This is a genomic window from Evansella sp. AB-P1 (assembly GCF_029688925.1).
Taxonomy (GTDB): Bacteria; Bacillota; Bacilli; order Bacillales; family Salisediminibacteriaceae; genus Evansella.
Window position 1 is genome coordinate 70,310 of sequence record NZ_JARUKY010000001.1, and the last position, 13,773, is coordinate 84,082.

The window sequence follows — 13,773 nt, forward strand, 5'->3', positions numbered from 1 at the left end:
AGGTGAAAAAAGCTAAGAATAATTTTAAAAATCGGGAAGAGTTTACGTACTATCTTTTTTTACATTTAAAAAATAAGGAGAAAGAGCAATTTCGAAGTGAATACTTAAATCTTCATCCAACAGATCAAATTGAGATCTTTAAACAGATAAGTAAAGATAGAAGGAATTCATTGTATGATATGTTATCACCAGAAGAGTTTGCAGAGATATTTCAAGGGCTGGAGCTTTATAATCAAAAAACCGTATTTACAGAATTAGAGGATGACTTCGCCCTATGTATGTTAGAGGATTTGCCAGCAGATGAAATTACAGATTTTTTAGGTAGTATACCAGCAAGTGTTGCTACTTACTTATTAGGAAAAATGAAGAAATCAGAAGCTGACAATATAAAATTATTATTGTCTTACAATGAGGATACAGCTGGTTCCTTAATGACAACTGAATTCATCTCATTATCGGTAAACGAGACGGTTTCACAAGTAATGGAAAGGCTACGGCGTGAAGGGCTTGAGGCTGAAACGATCTATTATCTATACGTATTATGTGAGGTAGATAAATTAATTGGAGTGGTTTCTCTTCGTGAACTCATTACAGCAGAGCCGCATGTGACAATGAAGGAAATAATGAAGGGAAAAGTGATTTCTGTTTCTCCTTTAGCGGACCAGAAGGATGTATCTGCACTCATAAAGGATTATGATCTATTAGCTTTACCTGTCGTCACCTCAGAAGAGAAAATGATAGGAATTGTTACAGTAGATGATGTTATAGATGTCATTGATGAAGAAAATACAGAGGATATTGGAGAGTTTGCTGCCGTGAAAGGAGCACTCGATTTTGATGTTTCAGCCTATCATGCTACGAAAAAACGGCTACCTTGGTTGGTTTTACTAATGTTTATTGGTATGTTGACAGCGGGTTTGATCGGGAGCTTTGAAGGGACATTAGCTGAAATTACTTTATTAGCATTATTCATACCTTTAATTGCGGACATGGCAGGAAACACAGGAACACAGTCTTTGGCTGTGGTCGTAAGGGGCTTAGCATTAGAAATATTTGATCGGAAGACAGTACTAAAATTGCTAAAACGAGAAGGATTAACAGGTCTATATATGGGGATTGTTTGTGGTGTTATCGTATCAATCATCGCTGTAATGATACCACAAGGAAATATTATATTAGGGTTAATAGTTGGGGTATCTCTTTTTATGACAATAGTTGTTTCAACTTTGACAGGTACTATCATTCCGTTATTGATAAACAAACTTAAAATCGATCCAGCTGTAGCCTCAGGTCCTTTTATTACAACAGTAAATGATGTTATTGCTTTGTTTATTTACTTTATGATCGCTACGTCCTTATTAAACACATTATAGTGTTCATCATTATATGTAATTCCCCTTAAAAAACACGTATTCATGCATGTTACTTGCATAGGATACGTGTTTTTTATTTTGCATTAGCGGTTAGTACCATAAAGACTCCTTTATTTTATATATTTCTTTTTGAAAGTTGATTTTATTTTAACTGTAGAGATGGAAAGTAAAATAATTAGGATTATTACGATTGTTTCTGTCATTATCTCTCCTCCCTTGTAATAGGTTTTTATTTATATAAGAATGTTTCCTTAAGGAAACTTAGTTATTGTATTATATACATTTTCCCTTGGATTCGATACTCTTTTTAGATCAACAATCAAAAAGATGTATGATAACAATAAAAAAATCAGAGAGAAATCAAAAATTTTAAAGTTCATCAAAAATTCAACAACCAGGTTTGGTACAATTTTGTGATATATGTTTAATGGTAAAGTTTTCTTTATTTTCAATTATATTGACGGGTAAATTTCAACTACTATTCATAGGTTCGTGATATGATAGTTTATATGTAATTTTTTGTTTATTAAAATACTTTTTTTATATTGAAAGTTCTGTTTGTTCTAAATTAGTATTTACTTACATTAGATTATCAGCTTATAGGAGGTTGCCATATTGAAAAGAAGAGATGAAGCATCAGCTATGAAACAACCACAAGTCTATAAAATGATTGAGAATGTGGAAAGAGTAGTTGTAGGTAAAACGAAAGAAATTGAATTGAGCTTTATAGCCCTATTAAGTGGTGGGCATGTCCTATTAGATGATGTACCAGGAGTAGGAAAAACAATGATGGTTAGGGCCATTGCTAAAACATTAGGTGCTGATTTTAAACGGATTCAGTTTACTCCAGACTTGCTTCCATCTGACGTTACAGGTGTATCAGTTTTTAACCAAAAAACGATGGAATTCCAGTTTAGACCTGGGCCTGTAATGGCTAATGTTGTGCTAGCAGATGAAATTAACCGTACTTCTCCAAAAACCCAAGCGGCACTTTTAGAAGCTCTTGAAGAAGGAAGTGTTACTACAGATGGAGAAACTCGTGAATTACAAAATCCATTCTTCGTGATGGCTACACAAAACCCGATAGAATATGGTGGAACATACCCTTTGCCAGAAGCACAGCTTGATCGGTTTTTATTCAAATTTAAAATTGGCTACCCAACGATAGAGGAAGAAATCGACGTTTTAAATCGTGTAGAAAAAACACACCCAATTGAAAGTTTACAACCAGTACTATCATTAGATGATCTAGTGACAATACAACAGCAAGTAAAAAATGTGTATGTAGATGAATCTGTGAAAAAATATATTGTTAATATTGTAAATGCAACAAGAGAACACCATTCTGTATATTTAGGAGCAAGTCCACGAGCTTCCATAGCACTAATGAAGGCAGGACAAGCATATGCCTTTATGCAGGATAGAGAGTTTGTAGTCCCAGATGACATTAAAGCCTTAGCGCCATTTGCTTTGCAACATCGTATCCTATTAAATTCAGATGCTAAACTATCAAATACGACCAATGAACGGGTAATTAAGGATGTCATTGATAAAGTGCCTATTCCAGTAGGAGAAAAATCTTTTTAATGAAAAGAATGGATCAATTACTCTATTATAGTAAGCATCTATTTAAGTTACTTCTTGTTATTGGTGTATTCGTGGGAATGTTTAGCTATGCTATGTTTCAAGGTGGTTTTGTTAGCTGGTTTCTTTTTTATTCTATTACCATACTTGTGATTTTAATGTTAGCTTATGTTGCTATCCCTTTAGGTAATTTTCATGTGAAACGAGAGTTAAGTGGCGGTAGCGCCATAGCAGCTGGATCTGAAGTGGAAATAAAAATAATTGTTAAACGGAAATGGCCATTTCCATTTCTTTATTTATCTGTATCTGATGAAATGGATAGAAAACTAAAAAATCTAACACCTCATAAGCAAATGAAAATGATCTTTTATCCGACGTTAAAAAGAGAGTTAGAGTTTACCTATGCTATTCCCAACTTGAAACGAGGAGAATATGTGCTAAAGGGTGTTCATCTTGAAACAAGTGATATGTTTGGTGTTTTTTATAAACGAAAATTTATTCCTTTAGAGGAAAGCCTTTTGGTATATCCGAATTATCATGAAATTGAACGGTGGTCAGCGTTAGAAAATAGAGAAACGGAAACGAGGTTATCTTCATTTGATTTTATTGAAGACATTACCTCTGTTGCTGGGGCTAGGGAATATGTGCCCGGGGATAAGCTTACTAGTATCGATTGGAAGGTTACAGCTCGTTCAACGAAATTAATGACGAAAGAATTTGAAGAATATACAGGACAAAGGTTCCTCGTTATTTTAAATAATCATCTTCCAGATGTAGACTCCAAAACATTAGATGCATATGAAAAATCCATTGAATTAGCAACATCATTCATAATGCATGCTAACCGAAAGCAAATACAGTTAGGACTATGGACAATTGGTAAGGAAAGTAGTTCTTTTCCGTTAGATGCAGGATCAGAACAACAAAAACAGCTAATATATCATTTATCAAAAATTCAAGGTGATATATCGGGAGATTTTACGAACAACATTAAAGAGTTTGATGACAAAATTCCATTAGGGGTAACGTTGCTAGTAGTTTCTACAGAATTAACAGACGGTATGTTAGAAAGATTTCGTGTATACCTTTCAAGAAGAATTCAAGTATACTTTTGTCTAATCGAAAGTGGCAAAATGAGTTCTTTGGACGAGAGAAGGTTTAGAGAACTGAAAGGCTATGGAGCTGAAGCGTATTTATTATCTGGTGGGAATATTGATCATGCTATCCCATCATAAAGTAGGTGATTAAGTCATGAAACGTATGTTCAATAAACAACCCTCATCCATCACGCATTTATTTATATATGCACTAGCATTTCTAATCTTGTGGGAATGGTTAAGACCAATTCCATCTGTTACAAATACAGGGCAGATTGAAGTTTTTGTATGGTTTGCACTTTTTAGTGCGGCTATGATTTATTTAAGGGTGAACTTAGTATATATGATACCGTCTCTATTAATTGGAAGTATATATGGTCTTCACTATATATTTAATAACCAAGCGCCATTTTTAAGTCGAGATGGTGGTATTGAAACGGTAAAGTATTTTCTCTCTGATTTTCTCTATAATTTTCAGCTTATGTTTACGTGGCAACTAAGTTCGTTGACCCCTTTTTTTAGAACCTTTTTATTGTTTTTATTACTAGGTTTAATTTGTTATTTATTATATTTTTGGATTTTCCATACACGTAAAATATTTTTCTTTTTATTGGCATCGATTATTTATATTACTGTTTTAGATACATTTACAGTTGTTGATGCATCCATGGCAATTATCCGTGTTGTGGTTATTGGCTTTTTCATGATGACACTTTTACACATGTTAAAAATTCAAGATGAAGAAAAAGAAGTGGGGAGAAGAAGTAATACATTTATTTCCTCAGCTTGGATGTATACATTAATTTTCATGATTTTAATTGCAACATCAGTAGGGTATGCTGCACCAAAGTTTGAACCTCAGTGGGCTGATCCTGTCCCAACCTTTAAGCAGTATGTGCTAGGTGAATCTGGAACAGGAACGGGCACTCGTCGGGTCGGTTATGGAGAAAATGACGAACGACTTGGTGGGGGATTTGTACAAGATTTTGGTACTGTATTTTATGCAGAGGTGGAAGAGCCTTCTTACTGGAGAGGTGAATCGAAGCACGAATATACAGGCTTTGGCTGGACAAATGAACCTGTAATGAGGGACTCCTATGCTGTTTTTGAAGAAGAAATAGATTATTATATGTTCCGAGATTCTGTTGAAGTAGATGAACTAGAAGTTACCATTACAATGGGGGACGGTGTTGGCTTTAACCATTTGTTTTATCCTGGTCAATTAACATCGTATGATACAGATGCGCATCGTTACGCTGTAAATGGAGATAGTGGGTCTAATGCCCCTCTTACTTTTATGACGGATGTGAATGCAGGGAAAATTATTGCCCAAACGGCTAATGAAAATGACGATGTTTCTTTAATAGAGTATACGTTAAGCTATGATAACCCTAGTTTTTCCATTAATGCTTTACAAAATGACCCTGGGGATGATCCAGAAAGTATAAGGGAGCTTTACTTGCAGCTTCCTGAGGATTTGCCGGATCGTATCGGTGACTTAGCTGAGGAAATTGTTGAAGGCTATGATAATCGATATGACCAGGTTGTTGCAGTAGAACAGTATTTTTCGAGAAATGGTTTCGAATATCGTACGACTGATGTTCCGATACCAGAAGAGGGTCAAGATTACGTAGATCAGTTTCTTTTTGAAACACAATATGGCTACTGTGATAATTACTCAACTGCTATGGCTGTTTTACTTAGGACGTTAGATATTCCTACACGCTGGGTAAAGGGGTTTACAGAGGGTGAAGAAATTGACACCCTAGAAGATGGCGTGCGACGTTATGAAATTTCTAATAGTAATGCCCACTCTTGGGTTGAAGTGTTTTTTCCTGAAGTAGGCTGGGTTCCATTTGAACCAACGCAAGGGTTTGATAATAATGTTGAATTTTACGAGGAAAGAGAAGAAATAGAAATTGATATTGATACGGATAGAACGAATGATGAAAACGATACTCCTTCAAATGATCGGGATCCTTTAGTTGATTTTGGTGAAAACGATGATGATTTTTCATCTAGTCCAGGTAGTGGTTCTGATAGGGAAAGAGATGGAGGTTTATTGTCAACATCTATTTCTGCTAAAAGTTTCTGGATCTCTCTTATAGTTATCCTTTTTGTTTTTCTAGCCTATCGAAAGCAAAATATTATCCAAAATAAATATTTTCTCCTTCGATATCGGTTGATAGGGAACGATGAAACGTTTAAATCAGCTTATCAAAGGCTCCTATGGATATTAAGTAATGAAGGGTTACCGCGAGAAGAAGATGAAACATTGAGAGAGTACGCTATTCGTATTGATCGGATGCTAAATTCAGGTACAATGTCACAATTAACACGAACGTACGAAAAACTATACTATGGTGGACAAGTAGCAGATGGAGAGTGGGATAGAAATAGAAGTAGTTGGGAAGAAATTGTGAAATTAATGAACTCTTGACCACCTTATTATGTACTGATAAAATGATTTCATTGTGTTTTTTTGATAGTATTTTTAAATTTGATCCGTCAGAAGCCGAGATCGAATTAAATTTAACTATTATGTATAAATGTTCGTGTTTTAAAATGAAATAGTGAATGATAAAAATGACTCATGTACTATAAAATTCATAAATCTATTTTTATTGCTTCATATATCCTTAGGAATTGGCCTAAGAGTCTCTACCAGGTTGCCGTAAACAACTTGACTATGAAGGTTAGATACTTTTTATGCTGTATGTATAACTAGAAATTCTGCCTTCGTGTTTATCACTATTAGAATTTCTAGTTTTTTTGCATTAACTTTTTAATAGAAAGTATAAAATTTCCACTCTACGTAAGGTGTCTAGGAGACAGGGTGTCGATATTAGGCCGTTGCCTACAGGACGTAGGCTGTACTTAGGCGGAATTGGGGTGCCTTGTGCTTTTCTTAAAAATACAACTAATGTGATATGTAGCAAACTAGAAAAAAACATTGCTTTCTATGTAATAATATAGATGAATGAAAGGTTAGGCTCAAAGCTCATACTGATAGCAAAGAATCTTGAATGAAAATAAGATGTAAAGGTGGATGAAACATGCAAGAAATCAAAGAGAAAATTATCGTACTAGACTTTGGGGGACAATACAATCAGCTGATCGCAAGAAGAATTAGAGATCTCGGTGTTTATAGTGAATTACACTCACATAAATTAAACGTTGAAGAAATTAAAGAAATGAATCCAACAGGAATTATTTTTTCTGGGGGACCAGGGAGTGTATATGCAGATGGTGCACCTCGTTGTGATGAGAGAATCTTTGATTTAGGCATTCCAGTTTTAGGGATTTGCTATGGTATGCAATTGATGACCCACCACTTTGCAGGTAAGGTAGAAGCGGCAAATCATCGTGAATACGGGAAAGCGATGATTAACATTGAAAATAAAAGCAAATTATACGATGGATTAGAGGACAAGCAGTCTGTGTGGATGAGTCATGGTGATTTAGTTGTTGCTCCACCTGAAGGATTTACAGTTGATGCAACAAATGTATCCTGTCCAATTGCTGCTATGAGTGATGAGAGCCGTAAGTTATACGGGGTTCAATTCCATCCTGAAGTTCGTAATTCTGAATATGGTATTGAAATGTTAAAGAACTTTGTCTTTAAAGTTTGTCTCTGTAAAGGGAAATGGTCCATGGAGAACTTTATTGATATAGAGATAGAAAAAGTGAGAGAATTAGTTGGTGATCGTAAAGTTTTATGTGCATTAAGTGGTGGGGTAGATTCTTCTGTTGTTGCTGCACTTATTCATAAAGCAATTGGTGATCAGTTAGTTTGTATGTTTATTGATCATGGCTTATTACGTAAAAATGAAGCTGAAAGTGTCATGAAGACATTTTCAGAAGGCTTTGATATGAACGTGGTTAAAATTGATGCACAAGAACGCTTTTTATCAAAGCTTAAAGGTGTAAAGGATCCTGAGCAAAAACGTAAAATAATAGGAAACGAATTTATATATGTTTTTGATGAAGAGGCAGGTAAGTTAGAAGGAATCGATTTCTTAGCGCAGGGAACCCTGTACACAGATATTATTGAAAGTGGAACAGATACTGCGCAGACGATCAAGTCCCATCATAATGTTGGTGGACTGCCAGAAGATATGAACTTTCAATTAATTGAACCGTTAAATACGCTATTTAAGGATGAAGTCCGTGAAGTTGGAAAAGAGCTTGGTCTACCAGATGAAATTGTTTGGAGGCAGCCATTCCCAGGTCCAGGTTTAGGTATTCGTGTTTTAGGGGGAATTACGGAAGAGAAACTAGAAATTGTTCGTGAATCAGATGCGATCCTCCGTGATGAAATAAAAAAAGCAGGATTAGATCGTGAAATTTGGCAATACTTCACAGCACTTCCTGATATGCGTAGTGTAGGAGTAATGGGAGATGCAAGAACGTACGATTATACAGTAGGTATTCGAGCAGTTACATCTATTGACGGAATGACGTCGGATTGGGCAAGAATTCCTTATGATGTTTTAGAGATAATTTCAACGAGAATTGTAAACGAAGTGAAGAATGTAAATCGCGTTGTTTATGACATTACTTCTAAGCCACCATCAACGATTGAATGGGAATAAAGGGAATATAAAATAATAAAACCCCCTAGTAATGAGTGATTTGTTACTAGGGGGTTTCTAAATACGAATGTTCTCATCGAAATGAACAATAATATTCGTATTTTGTATTGACAGGTACAATTGTGATTGGTAAACTTATTTTTGTAAGATTCGTATATCTATGGGGAATATGGCCCATAAGTTTCTACCGAGCTACCGTAAATGGCTTGACTACGAATGGTGATGATATAGTTTAGGGTATAGCTTTTGATATTATAATATTTACTTAGTAAACCCCTTACCGTCATTTATCGTTTTAGTTAACCTTTACTAGGAAGCTCTATGTCGAAATTGAAATCGACTAGAGTTTTTATTTTTGGTAACGATAATAACTAAAAGGAGAGTTTAAAAAATGGACAAATTTTTCCGCTTTCAAGAATTAGGAACAAACTATAAGCGTGAATCGTTAGGTGGTTTAACTACCTTCCTAGCAATGGCTTATATATTATTCGTTAATCCATATTATCTAGGCATGGCAGGTATGGATGAAAATGCAGTCTTTGTAGCAACTGCTCTAGCAGCAGCAATAGGTACGATTATTATGGGTGTTTATGCTAAATATCCGATCGCATTAGCACCAGGGATGGGATTAAATGCCTTCTTCACTTTCTCTGTTGTTATAGGGTTAGGTATTCCTTGGGAAACTGCATTATTAGGGGTATTTATTTCAGGTATCATCTTTATCATTATTACTGTAGCAGGACTTCGTGAGATTATTATAAACGCAATTCCAATGCAATTAAAATATGCAGCAGCGGCTGGTATCGGTCTTTTCATCGCTTTCATCGGGCTACAAGGAGCAGAAATTGTTATTCCAGATGAGGCGGTTGCAGTTGCACTAGGTGACTTTACTAGTGGTACTACTTTATTAGCGATTTTCGGTGTAATTGTCACAGTTATTTTAATGGCAGCAGGTCTTCGTGGTGGTATCTTCTACGGTATGATTATCACAGCTGTCGCAGGTATAATTGTAGGGTTAATTGATTTACCAGGTAACCCAGTTGCACCTATTCCAAGTCTTGAACCAACATTTGGTGCATTCTTAACACCATTTTTTGAGCAATCCTTTGCTGAGATATTTACACTAAATCTAGTTATTGTTATTTTAACATTCTTATTCGTAGACTTTTTTGATACAGCAGGAACATTATATGCAGTAGCAAATCAAGCTGGATTTATTAAAGATAATAAGCTTCCAAGAGCTAAAAAAGCTTTGATAGCTGACTCTTCAGCTTCTGCTATTGGTGCTGTTCTTGGTACGTCAACAACAACAGCTTATATAGAATCATCATCAGGGATTGCAGCAGGTGCACGTTCCGGTTTCGCATCTGTCGTTACAGGTTTATTATTCTTAGCTGCACTATTCTTCTCTCCATTACTTACTGTTGTGACCTCAGCAGTAACAGCACCAGCATTAATCGTAGTTGGTGTATTGATGGCAGGTGCATTAGGAAACATCGAATGGAAAAAATTCGAGATTGCAGTACCAGCATTTTTTACAGTCATTGCAATGCCGTTAACGTATAGTATTGCCACAGGTATCGCATTAGGGTTTGTCATGTACCCAATTACGATGCTTGCGAAAGGAAGAGGAAAAGAAGTTCATCCGATTATGTACGTATTGTTCTTCGTATTTATCGCATACTTCATTTTCCATGACTAATAAATATTAACCAAAATATGTAGTCCACTTGCAGGTACAATACCTGTAAGTGGATTTTTGTTTTGTGCTCCTGATTGAGAATGAAAATGAACGGGTATACACAAACTACTGTTAAACTTTGGCATCATAAAACTATGAAAAGAGGGAGTTTACATGCCTGCTATCGTTTCAGTAAGTTCAAGCATACCGAAACATACAATCAGTCAAAATGAAACAGAACAAATAGTGAAAGAGCTGTTTCAAAGTAGCTTCACTGATATGGATAGACTTATAAAAATTTTTGGGAACGGCCAAATAGAAAAACGGAATTTTATTGTACCGAAAGAATGGTTTCAAGAAGAGCATTCCTTCTCTGAGAAAAATGATTTATATATTCGTGAATCAATACAATATGGTGTGGATGCCATTAAAAAATGCTTGGTGAACCGTTCATCACTTAATCGAGAAATTCATGAAGAGGAGATCGATGCCATTGTATTCGTCTCTAGCTCAGGACTAGCTACACCGACGATAGATGCTAGAATTATGAATGAAATGTCATTCTCCCCTCATACTAAACGAATACCTTTATGGGGATTAGGGTGTGCTGGTGGAGGAGGAGGCTTAAGTAGAGCCTATGAATATTGCCTCGCTTTCCCAGATGCGAAAGTCCTTGTCCTTTGCATTGAGATGTGCAGCATTACTTTTCAGCGTAATGACTTGAGAAAAAGTAATTTAGTTGGAACATCTCTTTTCGCAGATGGTATTGCATGTAGTTTAGTGGTAGGTGATGAGGTTTTACAAAAAGAAGAGCTTTCCCGTTCTTACTGCCCTCATATCATGAATACACAATCCACCTTAATGCCAGACTCTGAGGATGTTATGGGATGGGATGTGAGAGATGAAGGGTTATACGTCATTTTTTCACGAGACATTCCTACTGTAATTCAGAAGTGGTTAAAACCGAATGTCGAACAATTCCTCAATGGGAATAATGCAAAGCTAACAGATATTTCTCATTTTGTTGCTCATCCTGGAGGGAAAAAGGTAATTGAAGCGTACGAAGCGGCACTTGGATATGGTTCGGACATGACGAGTATTTCTAGTGAGGTACTCAGGGACAATGGAAATATGTCCTCCCCTACCGTCCTTTACGTATTGAAAGAAACGATGCGTAGAGAACCAAGGAAAGGTGACTTAGGACTACTGACTGCTTTAGGACCAGGCTTCAGTTCAGAATTAATGCTATTAGAATGGAGATGAGTTGTAATGACTATCTTTTGGATCGTTCTTAGTATCGTAGCACTCCAGCGGATTATAGAGCTTGTCATAGCAAAGCGCAATGAACGATGGCTAAAAAATCAAGGGGGTAAAGAGTTCGGAGAGGATCATTATCGTTGGATTGTCCTTCTTCATATAAGCTTCCTTTTATTTTTCTCTGTTGAAGTATGGTTAAAGGGAGGAGAATTATTTACTTATTGGCTATTTATTCTCGGTATTTTCATTATCGTTCAATTAGGAAGAGTTTGGGTTATTTCTAGCTTAGGGAGATATTGGAATACAAAAATATTAATAGTACCGGGAACGGAGCTCGTTGAAAGAGGGCCATATAAATGGATTAAACATCCAAATTATTGGATTGTAGCTATTGAAATATTCATCCTACCTTTAATGTTTCAGGCGTATATAACTATGGTTGTATTTACAATATTAAATGCCTTTGTTTTACTTTTTATACGTATTCCTCAAGAAGAACGAGCTTTGAATCTATTAATGGAACGGCAAGAAGCTTAAAGAGATTCATGATAAATTGCATGGATTTTTTATGAAAAGTTTCGTTTTAGCTCATACTTAGTGTTGTATAATCTGTATAGATTCAAAGGTATTTGATATAGGAAAGGAGTTTGTCTGAAGCTTTTATGGGAAAAAAACAAACGAAGATGCGTTATTATGTAGAAGATGGGGAAACAATTGATGATTGCTTAGATCGGATGAAAAAAGATGGGTATATTCCAGTTCGCAGAATGGAAGAGCCTGTTTTAAAAGAGGTAAAAAAGAATGGTGTGATAGAAGTAGAGGTTGCAAAACAGCGAATATGCTTTGAGGGGAAATTTCAATCCTGAGAAAGCTGGCTAATTCCACTAATAGGACTCTTTATTGAACTCAAAATCACTCAAGACGACTGCAAAGCAGCAATACAAAACCATGAGATGTGGTAGCATTGAAGGGGAATTTTCATATTTCATGGTACATGTTCGACTTGAATGGAAGTCTATCCTGAAAATAAGAAAGAAGACTCCATATTGTTCCCGTAAATAGTAGGAGAGTGGATTTGCGGTAAGGTAGTATACATTAGTTAAAAAATTTTCATCCCTCATGGTGTAAAATTAAATTCGCTTGCATGGGCAGTCTACCTTGAAAATAAGTATTAGTTCAGGAGTGGAATGCGGTGACTCCAGCGGGAAAAGCAATAGCAGAAGACCCGACAATTCGGCACGTTAGTGCGAAGTGTGGAGGCTGAGGCATTGCCCGTGGTAAAGAAGACACTGTGAAGCATGAACAGATGTCGCACTTATGCCTGTGGTGAAAGCTTTGCTTGCAAGGGCGGTTTTCTATATTACTGCAAACCTTCTTTTTCCCTTTGCAGGTTCATTGGAGGTCTTCTATATTCTTGCAATTGCTTTCTTCTCTTTTTGCAGGCTCATTGACTACGCATTTGCTATTTCTCCGACATTCTTCGGCTCCAGATTCCTGCTTAAACCAAGCAAATTAATTCTTTCCCTTTAAAGGAACATAGAAGATTACTTTATTACCGCAAACTTGCTATTTCCGATTTGCAGGCTTAATGGAGGTCTTCTATGTTACCGCAAACCTGCTTTTCTGATTTGCAGGCTTATAGGAGGTCTTTTATATTACCGCAAACTTGCTATTTCTGATTTGCAGGCTTATAGGAGGTCTTCTATAATACTGCAAACTTGCTTTTTCCGATTTGCAGGCTTATAGGAGGTCTTCTATAATACCGCAAACTTGCTTATACTGATTTGCAGGCTTATAGGAGGTCTTCTATAATACCGCAAACTTGCTTTTACTGATTTGCAGGCTTATAGGAGGGCTTCTATGTTACCGCAAACCTGCTTTTCTGATTTGCAGGCTTATAGGAGGTCTTCTATCTTCCCGCAAACTTGCTATTTCCGATTTGCAGGCTTATAGGAGGTCTTCTATCTTCCTGCAAACCACTTTTCCTCCATTTGCAGGCCCATAGGACACCTTCTATCTTCCTGCAAACTTGCTTTTCCCAATTTGCAGGTTCATTGACGACCGCGAAGCAGCAAAATGATGAGATGCCTAGCATTGAGAGAGTATTTCCCCCCCATGATGCAAATCAACATTTGCATGAGAAGTCTATCCTAAAGAGCTCTCCTTCAATTAAAAATGAGGAGAGC

11 protein-coding genes and 2 riboswitches are annotated in these 13,773 nt (G+C 36.2%); of the genes, 10 read left to right on the plus strand and 1 reads right to left on the minus strand.

What is annotated here, in order from left to right:
- Window positions 1-2 precede the first annotated feature (2 nt).
- From mgtE to QA612_RS00365, 10 genes are all read left to right on the plus strand, one after another.
- Window positions 3-1,373, plus strand: coding sequence for a magnesium transporter (gene mgtE / locus QA612_RS00320; protein WP_278281743.1), 1,371 nt, complete (start codon window positions 3-5; stop codon window positions 1,371-1,373).
- Window positions 1,374-2,015: 642 nt separating this feature from the next.
- Complete coding sequence (locus tag QA612_RS00325; RefSeq protein WP_278282097.1) at window positions 2,016-2,960, plus strand: AAA family ATPase; 945 nt, start codon at window positions 2,016-2,018, stop codon at window positions 2,958-2,960.
- Window positions 2,960-4,192, plus strand: coding sequence for a DUF58 domain-containing protein (locus QA612_RS00330; protein ID WP_278281744.1), 1,233 nt, complete (start codon window positions 2,960-2,962; stop codon window positions 4,190-4,192). Before QA612_RS00325 ends, QA612_RS00330 begins: the two co-directional genes overlap by 1 nt.
- A gap of 16 nt (window positions 4,193-4,208) precedes the next feature.
- Window positions 4,209-6,494, plus strand: coding sequence for a DUF4129 domain-containing transglutaminase family protein (locus tag QA612_RS00335; protein ID WP_278281745.1), 2,286 nt, complete (start codon window positions 4,209-4,211; stop codon window positions 6,492-6,494).
- Between the two features lie 169 nt (window positions 6,495-6,663).
- Window positions 6,664-6,764: riboswitch (purine riboswitch) on the plus strand.
- 346 nt (window positions 6,765-7,110) lie between these two features.
- Window positions 7,111-8,649: a glutamine-hydrolyzing GMP synthase gene (gene guaA / locus QA612_RS00340; protein WP_278281746.1), complete on the plus strand. Its 1,539-nt coding sequence runs from the start codon at window positions 7,111-7,113 to the stop codon at window positions 8,647-8,649.
- Window positions 8,650-8,779: 130 nt separating this feature from the next.
- A riboswitch (purine riboswitch) is annotated at window positions 8,780-8,882 on the plus strand.
- A gap of 158 nt (window positions 8,883-9,040) precedes the next feature.
- Entirely contained in the window at window positions 9,041-10,351 is a 1,311-nt protein-coding gene (locus QA612_RS00345; RefSeq protein WP_278281747.1) for an NCS2 family permease, read from the plus strand.
- Window positions 10,352-10,504: 153 nt separating this feature from the next.
- Window positions 10,505-11,593 (plus strand): type III polyketide synthase, encoded by a 1,089-nt coding sequence (locus QA612_RS00350; protein WP_278281748.1) that lies wholly within the window; start codon window positions 10,505-10,507, stop codon window positions 11,591-11,593.
- A 6-nt stretch (window positions 11,594-11,599) separates the two neighbouring features.
- The gene (locus QA612_RS00355) at window positions 11,600-12,124 is read left to right on the plus strand and encodes an isoprenylcysteine carboxyl methyltransferase family protein (protein ID WP_278281749.1); all 525 of its coding nucleotides are present in this window, start codon (window positions 11,600-11,602) and stop codon (window positions 12,122-12,124) included.
- 125 nt (window positions 12,125-12,249) lie between these two features.
- Complete coding sequence (locus QA612_RS00360; RefSeq protein WP_278282098.1) at window positions 12,250-12,453, plus strand: NETI motif-containing protein; 204 nt, start codon at window positions 12,250-12,252, stop codon at window positions 12,451-12,453.
- A gap of 451 nt (window positions 12,454-12,904) precedes the next feature.
- On the plus strand, window positions 12,905-13,117 hold the full coding sequence (locus tag QA612_RS00365) for a hypothetical protein (RefSeq protein WP_278281750.1): 213 nt from the start codon (window positions 12,905-12,907) through the stop codon (window positions 13,115-13,117).
- A gap of 379 nt (window positions 13,118-13,496) precedes the next feature.
- Here QA612_RS00365 and QA612_RS00370 read toward each other — a convergent pair whose 3' ends face one another.
- Window positions 13,497-13,682: a hypothetical protein gene (locus QA612_RS00370; RefSeq protein WP_278281751.1), complete on the minus strand. Its 186-nt coding sequence runs from the start codon at window positions 13,680-13,682 to the stop codon at window positions 13,497-13,499.
- Window positions 13,683-13,773: the final 91 nt, after the last annotated feature.

What these genes read in the sequence shown, in the direction of transcription:
- QA612_RS00350 (WP_278281748.1), top strand. Translation starts at nt 10,505, where the DNA reads ATGCCTGCTATCGTTTCAGTAAGTTCAAGCATACCGAAACATACAATC.
- QA612_RS00345 (WP_278281747.1), top strand. Translation starts at nt 9,041, where the DNA reads ATGGACAAATTTTTCCGCTTTCAAGAATTAGGAACAAACTATAAGCGT.
- QA612_RS00330 (WP_278281744.1), top strand. Translation starts at nt 2,960, where the DNA reads ATGAAAAGAATGGATCAATTACTCTATTATAGTAAGCATCTATTTAAG.
- QA612_RS00325 (WP_278282097.1), top strand. Translation starts at nt 2,016, where the DNA reads ATGAAACAACCACAAGTCTATAAAATGATTGAGAATGTGGAAAGAGTA.
- QA612_RS00335 (WP_278281745.1), top strand. Translation starts at nt 4,209, where the DNA reads ATGAAACGTATGTTCAATAAACAACCCTCATCCATCACGCATTTATTT.
- QA612_RS00355 (WP_278281749.1), top strand. Translation starts at nt 11,600, where the DNA reads ATGACTATCTTTTGGATCGTTCTTAGTATCGTAGCACTCCAGCGGATT.
- QA612_RS00370 (WP_278281751.1), bottom strand. Translation starts at nt 13,682, where the DNA reads ATGCTAGGCATCTCATCATTTTGCTGCTTCGCGGTCGTCAATGAACCT.
- guaA (WP_278281746.1), top strand. Translation starts at nt 7,111, where the DNA reads ATGCAAGAAATCAAAGAGAAAATTATCGTACTAGACTTTGGGGGACAA.
- QA612_RS00360 (WP_278282098.1), top strand. Translation starts at nt 12,250, where the DNA reads ATGGGAAAAAAACAAACGAAGATGCGTTATTATGTAGAAGATGGGGAA.
- QA612_RS00365 (WP_278281750.1), top strand. Translation starts at nt 12,905, where the DNA reads ATGCCTGTGGTGAAAGCTTTGCTTGCAAGGGCGGTTTTCTATATTACT.